17 protein-coding genes are annotated in these 12625 nt (G+C 63.3%); 6 read left to right on the top strand and 11 right to left on the bottom strand.

Going from position 1 to position 12625, the window contains the following annotated elements; genetic code table 11:
- Positions 1 to 117 precede the first annotated feature (117 nt).
- Genes rfbC through rfbA form a run of 4 tightly spaced genes read left to right on the top strand, consistent with a single transcriptional unit; the run spans position 118 to position 3447 of the window.
- A complete protein-coding gene (gene rfbC, locus AC13CR_RS15445; protein ID WP_292953153.1) occupies positions 118 to 678 on the top strand; it encodes a dTDP-4-dehydrorhamnose 3,5-epimerase in 561 nt (186 codons plus the stop codon).
- Positions 675 to 1715, top strand: coding sequence for a dTDP-glucose 4,6-dehydratase (rfbB, locus tag AC13CR_RS15450; protein ID WP_292953150.1), 1041 nt, complete (start codon positions 675 to 677; stop codon positions 1713 to 1715). The genes rfbC and rfbB overlap by 4 nt, the downstream gene beginning before the upstream one ends.
- A complete protein-coding gene (gene rfbD / locus AC13CR_RS15455; RefSeq protein ID WP_446233903.1) occupies positions 1712 to 2569 on the top strand; it encodes a dTDP-4-dehydrorhamnose reductase in 858 nt (285 codons plus the stop codon). The genes rfbB and rfbD overlap by 4 nt, the downstream gene beginning before the upstream one ends.
- A complete protein-coding gene (rfbA, locus tag AC13CR_RS15460) occupies positions 2566 to 3447 on the top strand; it encodes a glucose-1-phosphate thymidylyltransferase RfbA (RefSeq protein ID WP_446233902.1) in 882 nt (293 codons plus the stop codon). The genes rfbD and rfbA overlap by 4 nt, the downstream gene beginning before the upstream one ends.
- Positions 3448 to 3470: 23 nt before the next feature.
- Here the strand turns inward: rfbA and AC13CR_RS15465 are convergent, their stop codons facing one another.
- Genes AC13CR_RS15465 through AC13CR_RS15505 form a run of 9 tightly spaced genes read right to left on the bottom strand, consistent with a single transcriptional unit; the run spans position 3471 to position 8088 of the window.
- Positions 3471 to 4037: a hypothetical protein gene (locus AC13CR_RS15465; protein WP_292953141.1), complete on the bottom strand. Its 567-nt coding sequence runs from the start codon at positions 4035 to 4037 to the stop codon at positions 3471 to 3473.
- Positions 4038 to 4046: 9 nt separating this feature from the next.
- On the bottom strand, positions 4047 to 4772 hold the full coding sequence (flgH, locus tag AC13CR_RS15470) for a flagellar basal body L-ring protein FlgH (protein ID WP_292953138.1): 726 nt from the start codon (positions 4770 to 4772) through the stop codon (positions 4047 to 4049).
- 26 nt (positions 4773 to 4798) lie between these two features.
- Positions 4799 to 5215 carry a flagellar basal body P-ring formation chaperone FlgA gene (gene flgA / locus AC13CR_RS15475; RefSeq protein ID WP_292953135.1) on the bottom strand — a complete coding sequence of 139 codons (417 nt, stop codon included), beginning with the start codon at positions 5213 to 5215 and terminating at the stop codon, positions 4799 to 4801.
- On the bottom strand, positions 5215 to 6000 hold the full coding sequence (flgG, locus tag AC13CR_RS15480; protein WP_292953132.1) for a flagellar basal-body rod protein FlgG: 786 nt from the start codon (positions 5998 to 6000) through the stop codon (positions 5215 to 5217). Before flgG ends, flgA begins: the two co-directional genes overlap by 1 nt.
- Positions 6001 to 6011: 11 nt before the next feature.
- The gene (locus AC13CR_RS15485) at positions 6012 to 6728 is read right to left on the bottom strand and encodes a flagellar hook-basal body complex protein (RefSeq protein WP_292953129.1); all 717 of its coding nucleotides are present in this window, start codon (positions 6726 to 6728) and stop codon (positions 6012 to 6014) included.
- A 3-nt stretch (positions 6729 to 6731) separates the two neighbouring features.
- Positions 6732 to 6998: a flagellar biosynthetic protein FliQ gene (locus AC13CR_RS15490; RefSeq protein WP_292953126.1), complete on the bottom strand. Its 267-nt coding sequence runs from the start codon at positions 6996 to 6998 to the stop codon at positions 6732 to 6734.
- A gap of 3 nt (positions 6999 to 7001) precedes the next feature.
- Positions 7002 to 7286 carry a flagellar hook-basal body complex protein FliE gene (gene fliE, locus AC13CR_RS15495; RefSeq protein ID WP_292953123.1) on the bottom strand — a complete coding sequence of 95 codons (285 nt, stop codon included), beginning with the start codon at positions 7284 to 7286 and terminating at the stop codon, positions 7002 to 7004.
- Between the two features lie 11 nt (positions 7287 to 7297).
- Positions 7298 to 7690, bottom strand: coding sequence for a flagellar basal body rod protein FlgC (gene flgC, locus AC13CR_RS15500; RefSeq protein WP_292953120.1), 393 nt, complete (start codon positions 7688 to 7690; stop codon positions 7298 to 7300).
- Positions 7691 to 7701: 11 nt separating this feature from the next.
- On the bottom strand, positions 7702 to 8088 hold the full coding sequence (locus AC13CR_RS15505; protein WP_292953117.1) for a FlgB family protein: 387 nt from the start codon (positions 8086 to 8088) through the stop codon (positions 7702 to 7704).
- A 98-nt stretch (positions 8089 to 8186) separates the two neighbouring features.
- Between AC13CR_RS15505 and AC13CR_RS15510 the strand changes: the two genes are divergently transcribed.
- Entirely contained in the window at positions 8187 to 9524 is a 1338-nt protein-coding gene (locus AC13CR_RS15510; protein ID WP_446232904.1) for a FliI/YscN family ATPase, read from the top strand.
- 113 nt (positions 9525 to 9637) lie between these two features.
- Complete coding sequence (locus tag AC13CR_RS15515) at positions 9638 to 10369, top strand: Crp/Fnr family transcriptional regulator (protein WP_292953111.1); 732 nt, start codon at positions 9638 to 9640, stop codon at positions 10367 to 10369.
- Between the two features lie 4 nt (positions 10370 to 10373).
- Here the strand turns inward: AC13CR_RS15515 and AC13CR_RS15520 are convergent, their stop codons facing one another.
- Together AC13CR_RS15520 and AC13CR_RS15525 are read right to left on the bottom strand one after the other, a co-directional pair.
- Entirely contained in the window at positions 10374 to 11228 is an 855-nt protein-coding gene (locus tag AC13CR_RS15520) for an extensin-like domain-containing protein (RefSeq protein ID WP_292953108.1), read from the bottom strand.
- Positions 11225 to 12589 carry a L,D-transpeptidase family protein gene (locus AC13CR_RS15525; protein ID WP_446236307.1) on the bottom strand — a complete coding sequence of 455 codons (1365 nt, stop codon included), beginning with the start codon at positions 12587 to 12589 and terminating at the stop codon, positions 11225 to 11227. Before AC13CR_RS15525 ends, AC13CR_RS15520 begins: the two co-directional genes overlap by 4 nt.
- Positions 12590 to 12625: the final 36 nt, after the last annotated feature.

A 12625-nucleotide genomic window follows, 5' to 3' on the forward strand; every position in this document is an offset into this window, starting at 1 on the left:
CCGGATGAAGGCGAATCGGCGAAGTCGGAAGCGGCAGGTCGGATCAGGCCCTCTCCGCGGTTGAAGTTCCAGCTGTTTTGAGGTTGGATCCGCGGGAAAGCGATTGATGGCATCAGCATGTATATCGAGAAGACCGACTTGGATGGCGTGCTGATCATCACCCCGATCCGGCATGGTGACGACAGGGGGTTCTTCTCTGAAAGCTGGAGCAGAAAGTCGCTGCTCGAGGCAGGTATCGATCTTCCCGAATTCGTTCAGGACAATCATTCCCTGTCTTCGCATGCCGGAACACTGCGCGGGCTTCACTATCAGGCGCCACCACATGCGCAGGGAAAACTTGTCCGTTGCGGTCGCGGACGGCTTTTCGACGTCGCCGTGGATGCCCGGCAAGGCAGCCCGGATTTCGGGCGCTGGATCGGGGTCGAGCTTTCCTTTGCAAACGGCCGGCAGATCTGGATCCCGGCGGGCTTTCTGCATGGTTTCGTGACGCGCGAACCCGAAACCGAAATCGTCTACAAATGTACTGATTATTATGATCGTGCCAGCGACGGTGTCGTCCGCTGGGACAGCCTGGGGATCGATTGGAGTGTGGCGGATCCCGTTCTGTCGCAAAAGGATGCCGCAGCCCCTGCCTTCGGCGACTGGACGAGTCCATTTGCGCTCGGGGAACCGGGATGAGGATTCTTGTCACCGGCGGCGCCGGTTTCATCGGCTCAGCCGTTGTGAGGCGGGCTATCGAACGCGGGCACCAGGTCGTGAACCTCGATGCGCTTACCTATGCTGCGAATCCGGCAAATGTTGCGAGTGTCGCGGGAAATCCGCGCTATTTTTTCGAAAAGGCGGACATTCGCGACCGGGCGGCGCTTGATCGCGTGATCGCCCGCCACCGTCCAGAGGCGATCATGCACCTCGCGGCTGAAAGTCATGTCGATCGTTCGATCGACGGACCTGCGGCCTTCATCGAGACGAATATTCTGGGAACTTTCAATCTGCTGGAGTCGGCAAGGGCCTATTGGGTCGCCCGAGGGCGGCCGGATCACTTCCGCTTCCATCACATCTCGACCGACGAGGTTTTCGGCAGTCTCGGCAATGAAGGACAATTCATCGAGGACACGCCCTATGATCCGCGCAGTCCCTATTCGGCAAGCAAGGCAGGCTCCGATCATCTGGCAAGGGCATGGCACGAGACCTATGGCCTGCCGGTCGTTCTCACGAATTGTTCGAACAACTACGGGCCTTTTCATTTTCCCGAAAAGCTGGTTCCGGTCGTCATTCTCAGGGCACTTGCGGGACAAAGCATACCCGTCTACGGCGATGGCGGAAACATCCGCGATTGGCTCTATGTCGAGGACCATGCCGATGCCTTGCTGCTGGTGCTGGAAAAGGGCCGGACGGGACGCAGCTACAATATCGGCGGAGAAAACGAGGCGACCAATCTGGAACTGGTACGGATGATCTGCGCGCAGATGGATGTCTTGAAGCCCGAAAATGGGCCTCATGGGCGGCTTGTCACCTTCGTGCCTGACCGGCCGGGGCATGATCGCCGTTATGCCATCGATCCCACACGCATTCGCAGCGAATTGGGATGGCGTCCCTCGGTGACCATAGAGGAGGGGCTGCGCCGGACCGTCCGGTGGTATCTGGACAATCCCGCGTGGTGGCAGCCCTTGCTGGGGCGGGACGGCGTCGGGAAGCGGTTGGGGACCGGTCGGTGAAGGGTTTGCTGGTCTTCGGTCTGAACGGACAACTGGCGCGGGAATTGCGTGGCCTGGCTCCAGAGGCGATTTTCCTCGGCCGGCAGCACGCGGATCTGTCAAGGCCGGAGCGCTGCGCCAAGGTGATCGGGACAATCGCACCCAGCGTCATCGTGAACGCAGCCGCCTATACCGCCGTCGACCGCGCCGAGACGGAGCGCGACCTTGCCTGGAAGATCAATGCCGAAGCGCCGGCCGAGATGGCGCGAGCGGCGAAAGCGTTGGGCATTCCCTTTTTGCATGTCTCGACCGACTATGTCTTCGACGGTTCAAGCCTGGCGGCGTGGTCCGAGGATGATCCGACCAGAGCACTGGGGCAATACGGCGCCAGCAAGCTGGCCGGCGAACAGGCCATCGCCGATACGGGTGGGCGATGGGCCGTCCTGAGGACGTCATGGGTCTTTTCGGCGCATGGCAGCAATTTCGTGAAGACCATGCTGCGCCTCGGCGCGGAAAGGGAGATTCTGTCCATCGTCGCGGACCAGTCGGGTGGACCGACCCCCGCGAGGGATATTGCTCAAGCCCTGCTGCACATGGCAAGTCGGATGCTGACTGCAGAAACAACGCGCGGCATCTATCACTTTGCCGGAACCCCCGACGTGTCCTGGGCGGATTTCGCGCGCGAGATCTTTTCACATGCCGGCCTCACCTGCGAGGTGCGCGATATCGCGACGGCGGATTACCCGACGCCCGCCCGGCGCCCTTTGAATTCCAGACTGAACTGCCGCAAGATCGAGCGGGATTTCGGAATTTCACGCCCGGATTGGCGCGTTGGTCTGCAAGATGTGCTGCGTCAGTTGAAGGAGACAGCATGACCACGCGCAAGGGCATTGTGCTGGCAGGCGGATCGGGCACCCGGCTCTATCCGATCACGATGGGCGTGTCGAAGCAGCTTCTGCCGCTCTATGACAAGCCGATGATCTATTATCCGATCAGCGTTCTCATGCTGTCCGGAATCCGTGAGATCGCGATCATCACCACGCCGGAGGACCAGACCCAGTTTCAGCGACTGCTGGGTGATGGCAGCCAATGGGGACTGCGTTTCGAATGGATCGCGCAACCCTCGCCCGACGGGTTGGCCCAGGCATATCTTCTGGCCGAGAATTTTCTGGCCGGTGCAGCCTCGGCGATGGTGTTGGGCGACAACATCTTCTTCGGGCATGGGTTGCCGGTGTTGCTGCAATCGGCCCATATGCGATCCGACGGCGGGACCGTTTTCGGTTACCGTGTCGCCGACCCGGAACGCTATGGCGTGGTGGATTTCGATGCGGCAGGCCGCGCGCGGGCGATCATCGAAAAGCCTGAAAGACCGCCTTCGAATTTCGCGGTGACTGGGCTGTATTTCCTCGACGGCAGCGCGTCACGGCGTGCGGCAAAGGTGCGACCTTCCGCACGGGGCGAGCTTGAGATCACGACATTGCTGGAAAGCTACCTTCAGGAAGGCGCGCTGACCGTCGAAAAGATGGGGCGCGGCTTCGCCTGGCTGGATACGGGAACCCATGCAAGCTTGCTGGATGCGGGAAATTTCGTGCGCACGCTGGAAAATCGGCAGGGTCTTCAGACCGGATGCCCGGAAGAAATTGCCTTCGAGGCCGGATGGATCAGCGCCGATCAGCTGAGCGCGCGTGCCGAGAAATTCTCGAAGAATTCCTACGGGCGGTATCTTCGCGCGCTGCTGGGAGATCGCGACTGACATTGGTGCCGGTGTCTTGCCGCTCAACTGGTCTGCCGTGCGATATCCTCGATCAGGACGGCGTCGATCTGCAGGTCCGTCGCGGCGCGGGCGGCCTTGAGCAATTCTTCGCGCAGAACGCGCTGTGACGGTTCGGTCGTGAAATTGCCGTCGAAACCGCCGGTATTGGCCTGGATCATCAACTGACGCAGCAAGGCGTCGCGCAGCCGGGATTCCTGCTTCTGCACCTTTTCCAGTTGTGCGGCATCGGTTTCGATGGTCAGGGTCACGATCATCATCGCGCCCATGTCGCCGTTTCGCATCAGCGGCACGAAGAATTGCGAAGGGAAGGTGAACCAGCCACGACCTTCGGTCTTCTCGTCGTTCCCACCGGAATCTCCATAGCCCGAGGACGCGCTGGCATCGGCCTTCGCGTCTTTTTCGCCGCCTGCCTGATCGGCCCGAGCGTCATCGGCGGGTTGCTGCTTGCCCTCCGTCGACGAGGCGATTTCGGTATTCCCGCTTTCGGTCGAAGGGCGCAGGATCTCGCCGCCGGCGATGCCGCCGCCAAGCGCGGCAAGCGGCAGCAGGAATGTCAGGATCTTCTTCATCGGCGGTCCTCAATAGGGCAGAAGGATATCAGCGATCTGCTGGCCATAGCGGGGTTGCTGCACATCCGTGATCTGCCCCCGACCGCCATAGGAAATGCGCGCACCGGCGATGCGGTCATAGGCGATCTCGTTGTTGCGGTCGATGTCGCCAGGCCGCACGAACCCGCTGACCGTCAGTTCGCGCAATTCGTAGTTCACCCGGACCTCTTGGGTGCCCTCGATCTGAAGGGTTCCATTGGGCAGCCGGTCGGTGACCGTCGCCGCGACCCGCAAGGTCAGCTTGTCGCGACGCGAGATATTGCCGCTGCCCTTGTAGGTCGAAGATGATTTCGCGTCGGCCAGATTGTCGAAGCTGGCGCCGTCCGGCAGCTTGTTGGCCAGCCGCTGCGGAATGCCGGCCATCTGCGGCATCGACATCTTGTCGCCCGCCGCGCGCGAACGGCCCGACGAATTGCTGATCTCTGCGCGATCGTCGATCTGGATCACCACCGTCAGGATGTCGCCGCGCGTCGCCGCACGCCGGTCGGTGATCAGAGAGGATGTGGTCCCGGCCCACAGCGATGCCGCAGCCTCCGGTCGGCCAGAATCGACCGGAATTTCCAGCGGCGGATTGGTCATGGCGATGAATTCCTCGCCTTCGCGGGGTGAGGTCAGTTGCGGCGGCCGGCCGATATTGGCGGCGCGGGAACAGGCACCCAATGCAAGGGCAAGGCAAAGCAGGTGGATCGGTTTCATCGGAATTCCTTGGCTTCTGCGCCGCGTCAGTTCAGCGTCGTGAGGCTGCCGTCTTCTTCGACGAGAGCATTGATGATGGAACGTGAATCGAGGTTCATCACCCGGATCACGTCGCCCGCCGCACCGTCCGACAGCGTCCGGCCCTGGGCATCGATCCGCAAGGCGCCGCGACGGAATGACAGGCGCACGATCTGGTTGCGCCCGACCAGCTTCGGGGCTTGCAGCAACGTCGCCTGGATGGGACGGCCCTCGTATATCGTGATGCGGGTCTGCAACCCGATGGCCTGCGACGGATCGTCCAGACCGGGCCGTTTGCTGTCGATGGCCCTGAGATCGGCGGCGGTGATGATGGTGCCCGCGGGCAGGGTGCGCGCCGCCGCCAATCCGCCGGCCGAGGCAGGCAGGGCGACCAGCAGCGCCGCGATTGTTGCAAGCGCCCGCATCACCGCACCTGCGTCGTGGCGCCGAGCATCTGGTCGGCGGCGGTGATGACCTTGGCGTTCAATTCGTATCCACGCTGTGCCTGGATCAGTTCGGTGATCTCGCGAACCGCGTCGACCGAACTGTCTTCCAGATAGCCCTGCCGCAAGGTGCCCAGACCCTGCTGACCGGGATTGGCAACGCCGGCCGCGCCAGAGGCCGCGGTTTCGAGGAACAGGTTCGACCCGATCGCCTCCAGCCCCTTTTCATTGGCGAAGCCGGCAAGCGTCAGTTGCCCCAGCAATTCCGGCTCGACGCGATCGTTGAAATAGGCATAGACCTCTCCCGCGGCGTTGATCGAGATTGATCGGGCATCATCGGGAATGGTGATTTCCGGCACCACGGGGTAACCATCCGAGGTCACGATCTGGCCTTCGGGTGACCTTTTCAGTCCGCCATCGCGTGTATATCCCGAGATCCCGGAGGGAAGCGTCACCTCCAGATAGCCGTCACCGTCGATCGCCAGGTCCAGATCGCCGCCGGTCTGGGTCAGCGAACCTTGCTGCAGGTTGATGCTGACGGCGGTGGGGCGGACGCCCAGGCCCAGTTGTACGCCGGCGGGGATAACGGTGCCATCGGCGGCGGTGACGGTGCCGGGGCGGGTGGCCTGCTGATATTGCAGATCCGCGAATTCGGCGCGCCGGGCATTGTAGCCGGTGGTGGACATGTTCGCGAGATTGTTCGAGATGACCTCGACCCGCGTCTGCTGCGCGCTCATGCCGGTTGCGGCGATTTGCAGGGCTCTCATGCTGTTTCCTCTCAGCGTGTCATGGCAGAGATCGCGTTACGGATCCGCTGGTCCTCGCGATCCAGAAAGGACTGGCCCAGCTCGTAGGCGCGCTGGACTTCGATCATGCGGGAAATCTCGAACACCGGATCGACGTTGGATTCCTCGAGAAACCCTTGCTGGATGCGCGGTGCCTCGACAGGCTCGGCATCGCCATCCAGTGCAAAGAGGGTTCCGCCCTGACGGGTCAGGTCGGAACCTTCCGGCGCATCGAACACGCCGATCCGGGCAAAGGGCGCACCATTCGCGGACATCGTGCCATCGGCGCCGACGGCGACCTTTCCCGCACCGGCGGGCAGGATGATCGGCGCCTGGCCCTCGTCCAGCAGCCGGTTGCCGTCGGCCGTCATCAATTCGCCTTCAGCCGATGGCAGGAAGGCGCCGGCGCGGGTCAGGCGCGGCCCGTCGGGGGTTTCGACCATGAAAAAGCCATCGCCCTCGATGGCGAGATCCAGGTTGCCATTCGTTTGCGTCAGCACGCCCTGCTTCAGGTCCAGCATCCGGCCGCGCGCATCCGCCATCGAAAGCGTATCGCCATTGCGGTCCAGCGCAGACAGATTCTCGGCGAAGATCACCCCTTCGCGGCGATATCCGGTCGTGTTCGCATTGGCGATGTTGTTCGCGACCACGCGCATTTCCTTCATCAGGCCCGATTGCCGGGTCAAAGAGGCGTAGATGGCATTTTCCATGGATCAGCCTCCGGCGATCAGGGGGATGATCTGGCCGAGATAGAAATCGGACAGCGCGGTGGTCATGAAGCTCATCGTGACCCAGAAGACGATCAGCATCAGCCCGACCTTGGGCACGAAGGTCAGCGTCAGTTCCTGCACCGAGGTCAGGGCCTGGAACAGGCCGATGACGACGCCCGCGACCAGCGCGACACCCAGCATCGGGGCAGAAATCCGCACCGCGATCAGCAGCGCCTGGCGCATCATGTCGAAAAGCAGAGTTTCGCCCATGGCTCAGACCGGCATCCGCAGGATTTCCTGATAGGCCTCGACGACCTTGTCGCGAATGGCGACGACCGTTTCCATCGCCAGTTCGGACTCGGCGATGGTCTGGACAAGCTGCTGGGTCTCGACCGAGCCGGTCATGGCGCCGGTCGAGGCGGCGTCGACCTGCGACATCTGGAGGGCGAAATCCTCGGCCGCCTGAGAGATTTTCTCGATCGCCGGTGACGATTGTCCAGGCGCCACGGCGCTGCGGGCGGCGGAATAGGCATTGGCGGCGTTCAGGCTGTTGATCATGGAATATCCTTTCAGCGGCGAAGAAGTTCAAGCAACGAAGAGCCCATCTGTCGGCTCTGTTCGAACATCTTCAGATTGGCCTCGTAGCTGCGGCCGGCTTCGCGGGAATCGGCGATCTCGATGACCAGATCGACGTTCGATCCGAGGTAATAACCGTCCTGGTCCGCAAGCGGGTTTGACGGATCGTAGATCTGCGGCAGTTCGGACTGGTCCAACAGCGTTCGCGAGGTCTGAACCTCTCCGGTCGGGCGGCCGAAACGGACGGCCTCTTCGAAGGCGACCAGCTTTCGGCGATAGCCGGGCGTATCGGTATTGGCGATGTTTTCCGCGGTGCGGCGCAGGCGTTCGCTTTGCGCGCGCATTCCCGAGGCCGAAAGCTGCAGGGGCGAGACGGGGTCGGACATGGGTTTTTCCTTCAGCGGCGGCCGATGCTGGTGCGCATCAGGTTCAGGGCGGAACGGTAGATTCCCAGCGACAGATCGTGATCGCGCTTCAGTTCGGCCGCTTTCACCATCTCGTCCTCCAGCGAGACCGAATTGCCGTTGGGTGAGGTTCCGCTTGTCTTGGAGAAGGCGCGCATCGCGGCCGGCGACCACTCGGGCGTGGCCATATGGCGCGGATCCGTCGTGCGCATCGTGGCGAAGCCTGTGCGCCGATATCCTTCCTCGAAGGGCTCCAGATCCTGGGCCTTGTATCCCGGGGTGTCGGCATTCGCGACATTGCGTGCCACAAGTGTCTGCCGCTGGGCGGCATTCTGACCCATGGCGCGGGCCATTCGCATCATCTCAATGTTATCAAACATGAGGCTTCTCCTCATTCGGCGATAACCCGGTCTTAACCCCAATTGGTTTAGAAACCGTTTCACAGGCAGGAATTGCCGCTGACGGAGAACGCCGCGAAATGGATAAGATTGAATCGATCGTCGCCCGAATCCGGGATCTGCGTCCGGCGCGGTATTATGGGCACGTGCAGCAGATGCGCGCCGGGCTGATTTCCGTCGAGGGATTGAACGGCCATGCCTCGGTCGGAGACAGGGTGTTGATTTCGCTTCAGAAAGGTTGTGTCGCCGGAGAGATCGTCGGTCTTGCACCGGATGTTTGCGACGTGCTGCCCGAAGGCAATGCTGACGGCCTTTCGGTCGGGGCCGAGGTCGAGCTGCTGTTCGCGCCGACCATCGCGCCCTGCGATTCGTGGATCGGGCGAATCATCGACCCTCTGGGTCGGCCGCTGGACAACAGGCCGCTGCCCAAGGGGCTTCAGCCGCGGCCGTTCCGCTGCGAGGCGCCGCCCGCGGTCGGCCGCAAGCGGCTGGGTGCGCGCCTGGCGACCGGGCTGGCGGTCTTCGACACGCTGCTGCCCTTGGTCGCCGGCCAGCGGATCGGGCTTTTCGCGGGGTCGGGCGTGGGCAAGTCCACCCTGCTTTCGAATCTTGCACGTGGGGTAGAAGCCGATGTCGTGGTGATCGCCCTGATCGGCGAACGGGGACGGGAACTGCGCGAATTTGTTGAAAAAACACTTGGCACCGAAGGGATGAAGCGGGCCGTGATCGTGACGGCGACTTCGGATCGCTCGCCACTGATTCGCAGGCGCTGTGCCTGGGCCGCGATGGCGGTTGCCGAACATTTTCGCGACCAGGGCCGCCATGTCCTGCTTCTGGCCGATTCGATCACCCGTTTTGCCGAGGCCCATCGCGAGATCGCCCTGGCTGCGGGCGAGCCGCCAAGCTATCGCGGCTTTCCACCCTCGGTGTCGAACCTGATCATGGCTTTGGCCGAACGCGCCGGCCCCGGCCTCGACGGCAGCGGCGATATCACCGGCATTTTCAGCGTCTTGGTCGCCGGGTCCGATATGGAAGAACCGGTGGCCGACATCCTGCGCGGAACGCTGGATGGTCACGTGGTGCTGGACCGCGCAATCGCCGAGCGCGGAAGATTCCCGGCAGTGGATGTGGTCCGGTCGGTATCGCGGTCCTTGCCCGACGCAGCCACGCCCGAGGAAAACGCGATGATCGCCAAGGCGCGCGGGGCGATGGGCGCTTATGCGGAATCAGAACTGATGATTCGCGCGGGCCTCTATGCGCCGGGGTCGGATCCGCGACTGGATGAGGCGGTCAGGCTTTATCCGCAACTCGATGATTTCGTGGCCTTGTCGGGAAACAGCATCGCGCAGAGCTTCGAGCGCCTGTCCGAGGCTCTGCGCCTGCCACAGGCCGCCCGTCCGGCAAGACGGGCGGGATGAAGGAATAGGAAGTCTCGGCAATTACTTAATGAATGTTACACTAAGCCCCCCGACCATTGCGCCGGTCGGGCTGATTTGCAACTGTCCGGCAGTTGCGCGAAAGGAAGGGGCGGATGGCGATTACCGAGTATTTTATCCGCTATCTTCAACGGCGTGACAGTCTTTCCGAGGCCGACCTTCAGCGACTTCGCGCCTTGAAGACCGAGCAGGCCAGCTATGGTCCGGGCGACGTGATCGTGCCTTTCGACCGGACCGAGAGCCGCAGTTGCATGATGCTGCGCGGCCTGTCCGCCCGATCACACAAGCTGGTCGGCCGGCCCGACGATCGGGTGATCACGGCCTTGCATGTGCCCGGCGATTTCGTTGATCTTCACGGGTTCGTTCTGGCTGGGCTGGAACATGCCGTGATCGCTGTCGGTTCGGCCGAGGTCGAATTCATAGGTCACGATCAACTTACTGAAATAACAGAGAATTTTCCGCATCTGACACGGCTCTTATGGATGGCGACGCTGATCGACGCGGCTGTGCACCGGCAATGGCTGGTCGCGGCGGCCTCGCTGCGATCCAGCGCGCATCTGGCACATCTCTTGTGCGAGATCTACACGCGCCTGAATGTGGTCGGCGCGGCGGCGAACGGGCAATTTTCCCTGCCGCTGCTGCAACGCGAACTTGCAGACATCCTTGGCTATTCCCCGATCCATGTGAACCGGGCGGTCCGCGATCTGAGAGATCGGGGGCTGTTGCGCTGGTCCGGCGCCGACGTGACCATTCTGGATTGGCGCGGACTGGCGACACTGGCGCGTTTCGATGCGACCTATCTGGATCTGGAACGGCGCAACCGCTGAGCCTTTACTGACACAGGCGCCAGTCTCCGCGTCGCGCGGCAATGTCGAAATGCAGGTGTTCGGCATGGGCCTTGTTCACGCCCGGACCCAGGACAGTGGTGAAGAACAGGCAGGCCGCACCCCGAACCGTTCGCTGAAACGCCTCCGCCTGGTCGCCGCTGTCCCGTCGGGGCTGAACCGGCAGCGTCCCGGCCCCTTCGAACAGGAAAGCCGAGATGTCGATGGCATTTCCAAGCGCGTGTTCGGACAGTTTCGGGCGGGCCTGACCCGTGCCGACACGGGCGCGACAGGCATAGGTGCTGCCAAGCCGCAGCCCCGTCAGGCGGGGTGCGCCGGGCAGGGTCGCTGCCGCCGGCCGCGCGAAATCCCGCGCCCATAGACCAAGTGCCCGCGCGGTGTCGCATCGCATCTCCGCGCCGCCCTCGAGTATCAGGTCCGGCAGGATGCGCTGAACCCGGATCGGCCGGGCGATGCCGCAATCGGGATTGTCCGGATTCGTCACGGCGGGCCGGTTTTCGTAAACCGTGCCCAGCATCGCCAGAGCCAGTCGGCAGGCGGCGAAATCCTCGTCGCTTTCACGCGCCGCGTACCATGCGGGCGGTGCTGGCGGACCGAAGGCCTCGGCCGGCGGGGCCGCCGCTTCTTCGGTTTCGGGAACGCCGGCCTGCTCCGGCTTGGGGGGCGACGCCGTGGTTTCCTCGGATGCCTTGGCTTCCTCGGCGGGTCGTTCCGGCGGGCGGATGCCTGTCAGCGCGGACTGCGCCCTGACGGGGCCGGCGCCCGGTGGCCGTTCCTGCGCCACGGCCGGCCCGGCCAGCAGCAAGACCAGCAGGGTCAGAACCGGGGTCGGCCCCCTCAATTCTCGCCTTCCAGCGGCGGCACGACGAAGGCGTCCGGCAAGGCGCCCGACAGGGCATGGCTCAGCGGATCACCGCGCTGAGGCGCCAGCGACGCCGCCGCGTCGGCGGTTTCCTCGCTGGTGTTTTCATAGACCTTCGGGGGCGCGGGTGTGGCCCCGCCACCGGTTTCGGGCAGGGAAAGGGGTGCTGCGGGTTTCGTCGTGACCGTCGCCGGCGCGGGCAGGGTGTCGGACACGGTGTTTGTCTGCGTCACGGCTTCGGCGGCCGCGGCGCTGGCCGTTTCCAGCATCGCGTCCCTGGTTGCGGCCGGCTGCGCCCCTTCGCCCGTGACATCCGCGATCGTCACGCCCGCATCGAGGAACTCGACCGTGGTCACGCCGGGTATGACCAGCCTTGCCAGTTCCTGTGCGTCCCAGTTCGTCAGCCGCACGCAGCCGCGCGACTGGTTCCTGAACAATTGCGAAGGGGTCGGCGTGCCGTGGATGCCGTAGGTCGGCTTGGACAGATCGATCCAGACCGATCCCACCGGCCCGTTCGGGCCCGGCGGTATGATCAGCGCCTTGTCGTTGTTGCCCTGCTTGAAATTCTTCGACGGGTTGTAGGTATAGTTCGGATTTATCGCGACCGACGTGACACGGTGCTTGCCCGAGGGCGAGGGTGTCGCGTCCGAGCCGATGGTCGCCGGATAATCGACGATCATCCTGCCCGCTTCGTCATAGGCGGCCACGCGTCGCGTCGCCTTGTCGATGAAGATGCGGGCCACCTTCTTGCTCATGTTGGCAGCCGGGTTGGCGACCTTGATCGTCGATCCAGGCACCATCGGAACGCCCGGATTGAGGAAGGAGATGAACTTTTCGTCCATGTGGAAACGTTCGCCCAGCTTTTCGGCAATGCTGGTATAGCCCTGCGTGGACATCTTGGCCTTTTCGGCGAAATCGGACGGGATGTCGTCGACCAGCCCTTCGGCGTCCTCTTGGGTGATGGTGTAGGTCTGCGTCAACGGAATTTCGGAATAGGATTGCAGCAGGTTCCAGACATGCGGATCCATCAGCCCGTCCTCGGGCAGGCCGACGCGGCGTTCGAAGGCGCGGATGGCGCTTTCGCTCATCGCGCCCTTGTAGCCGTCGATGACGCCCGGCGACGTGCCCGAGCGATCCAGCAGAAGCTGCACCTTGGCTGTCAGCGCCGAACGGCCGCGCGGAAGATCGCCGCCATCATAGGCCGCAATCTCCATCTGCTCTGCGGTGAAGGGCACATCGCGATCCTGCGTCGCGGCGCTGGTCTGGGCTGCCGCAGGGATCGCCGAGGCCGCAAGAAGCGACAGTCCGAAAAATGTCGAAAGGGCAAGGCGGCGCGGCATCAGGGTCTCCGGTGATCGTGTTTCGCCAGCATCGTG

Source organism: Paracoccus sp. L-17, assembly GCF_056857655.1.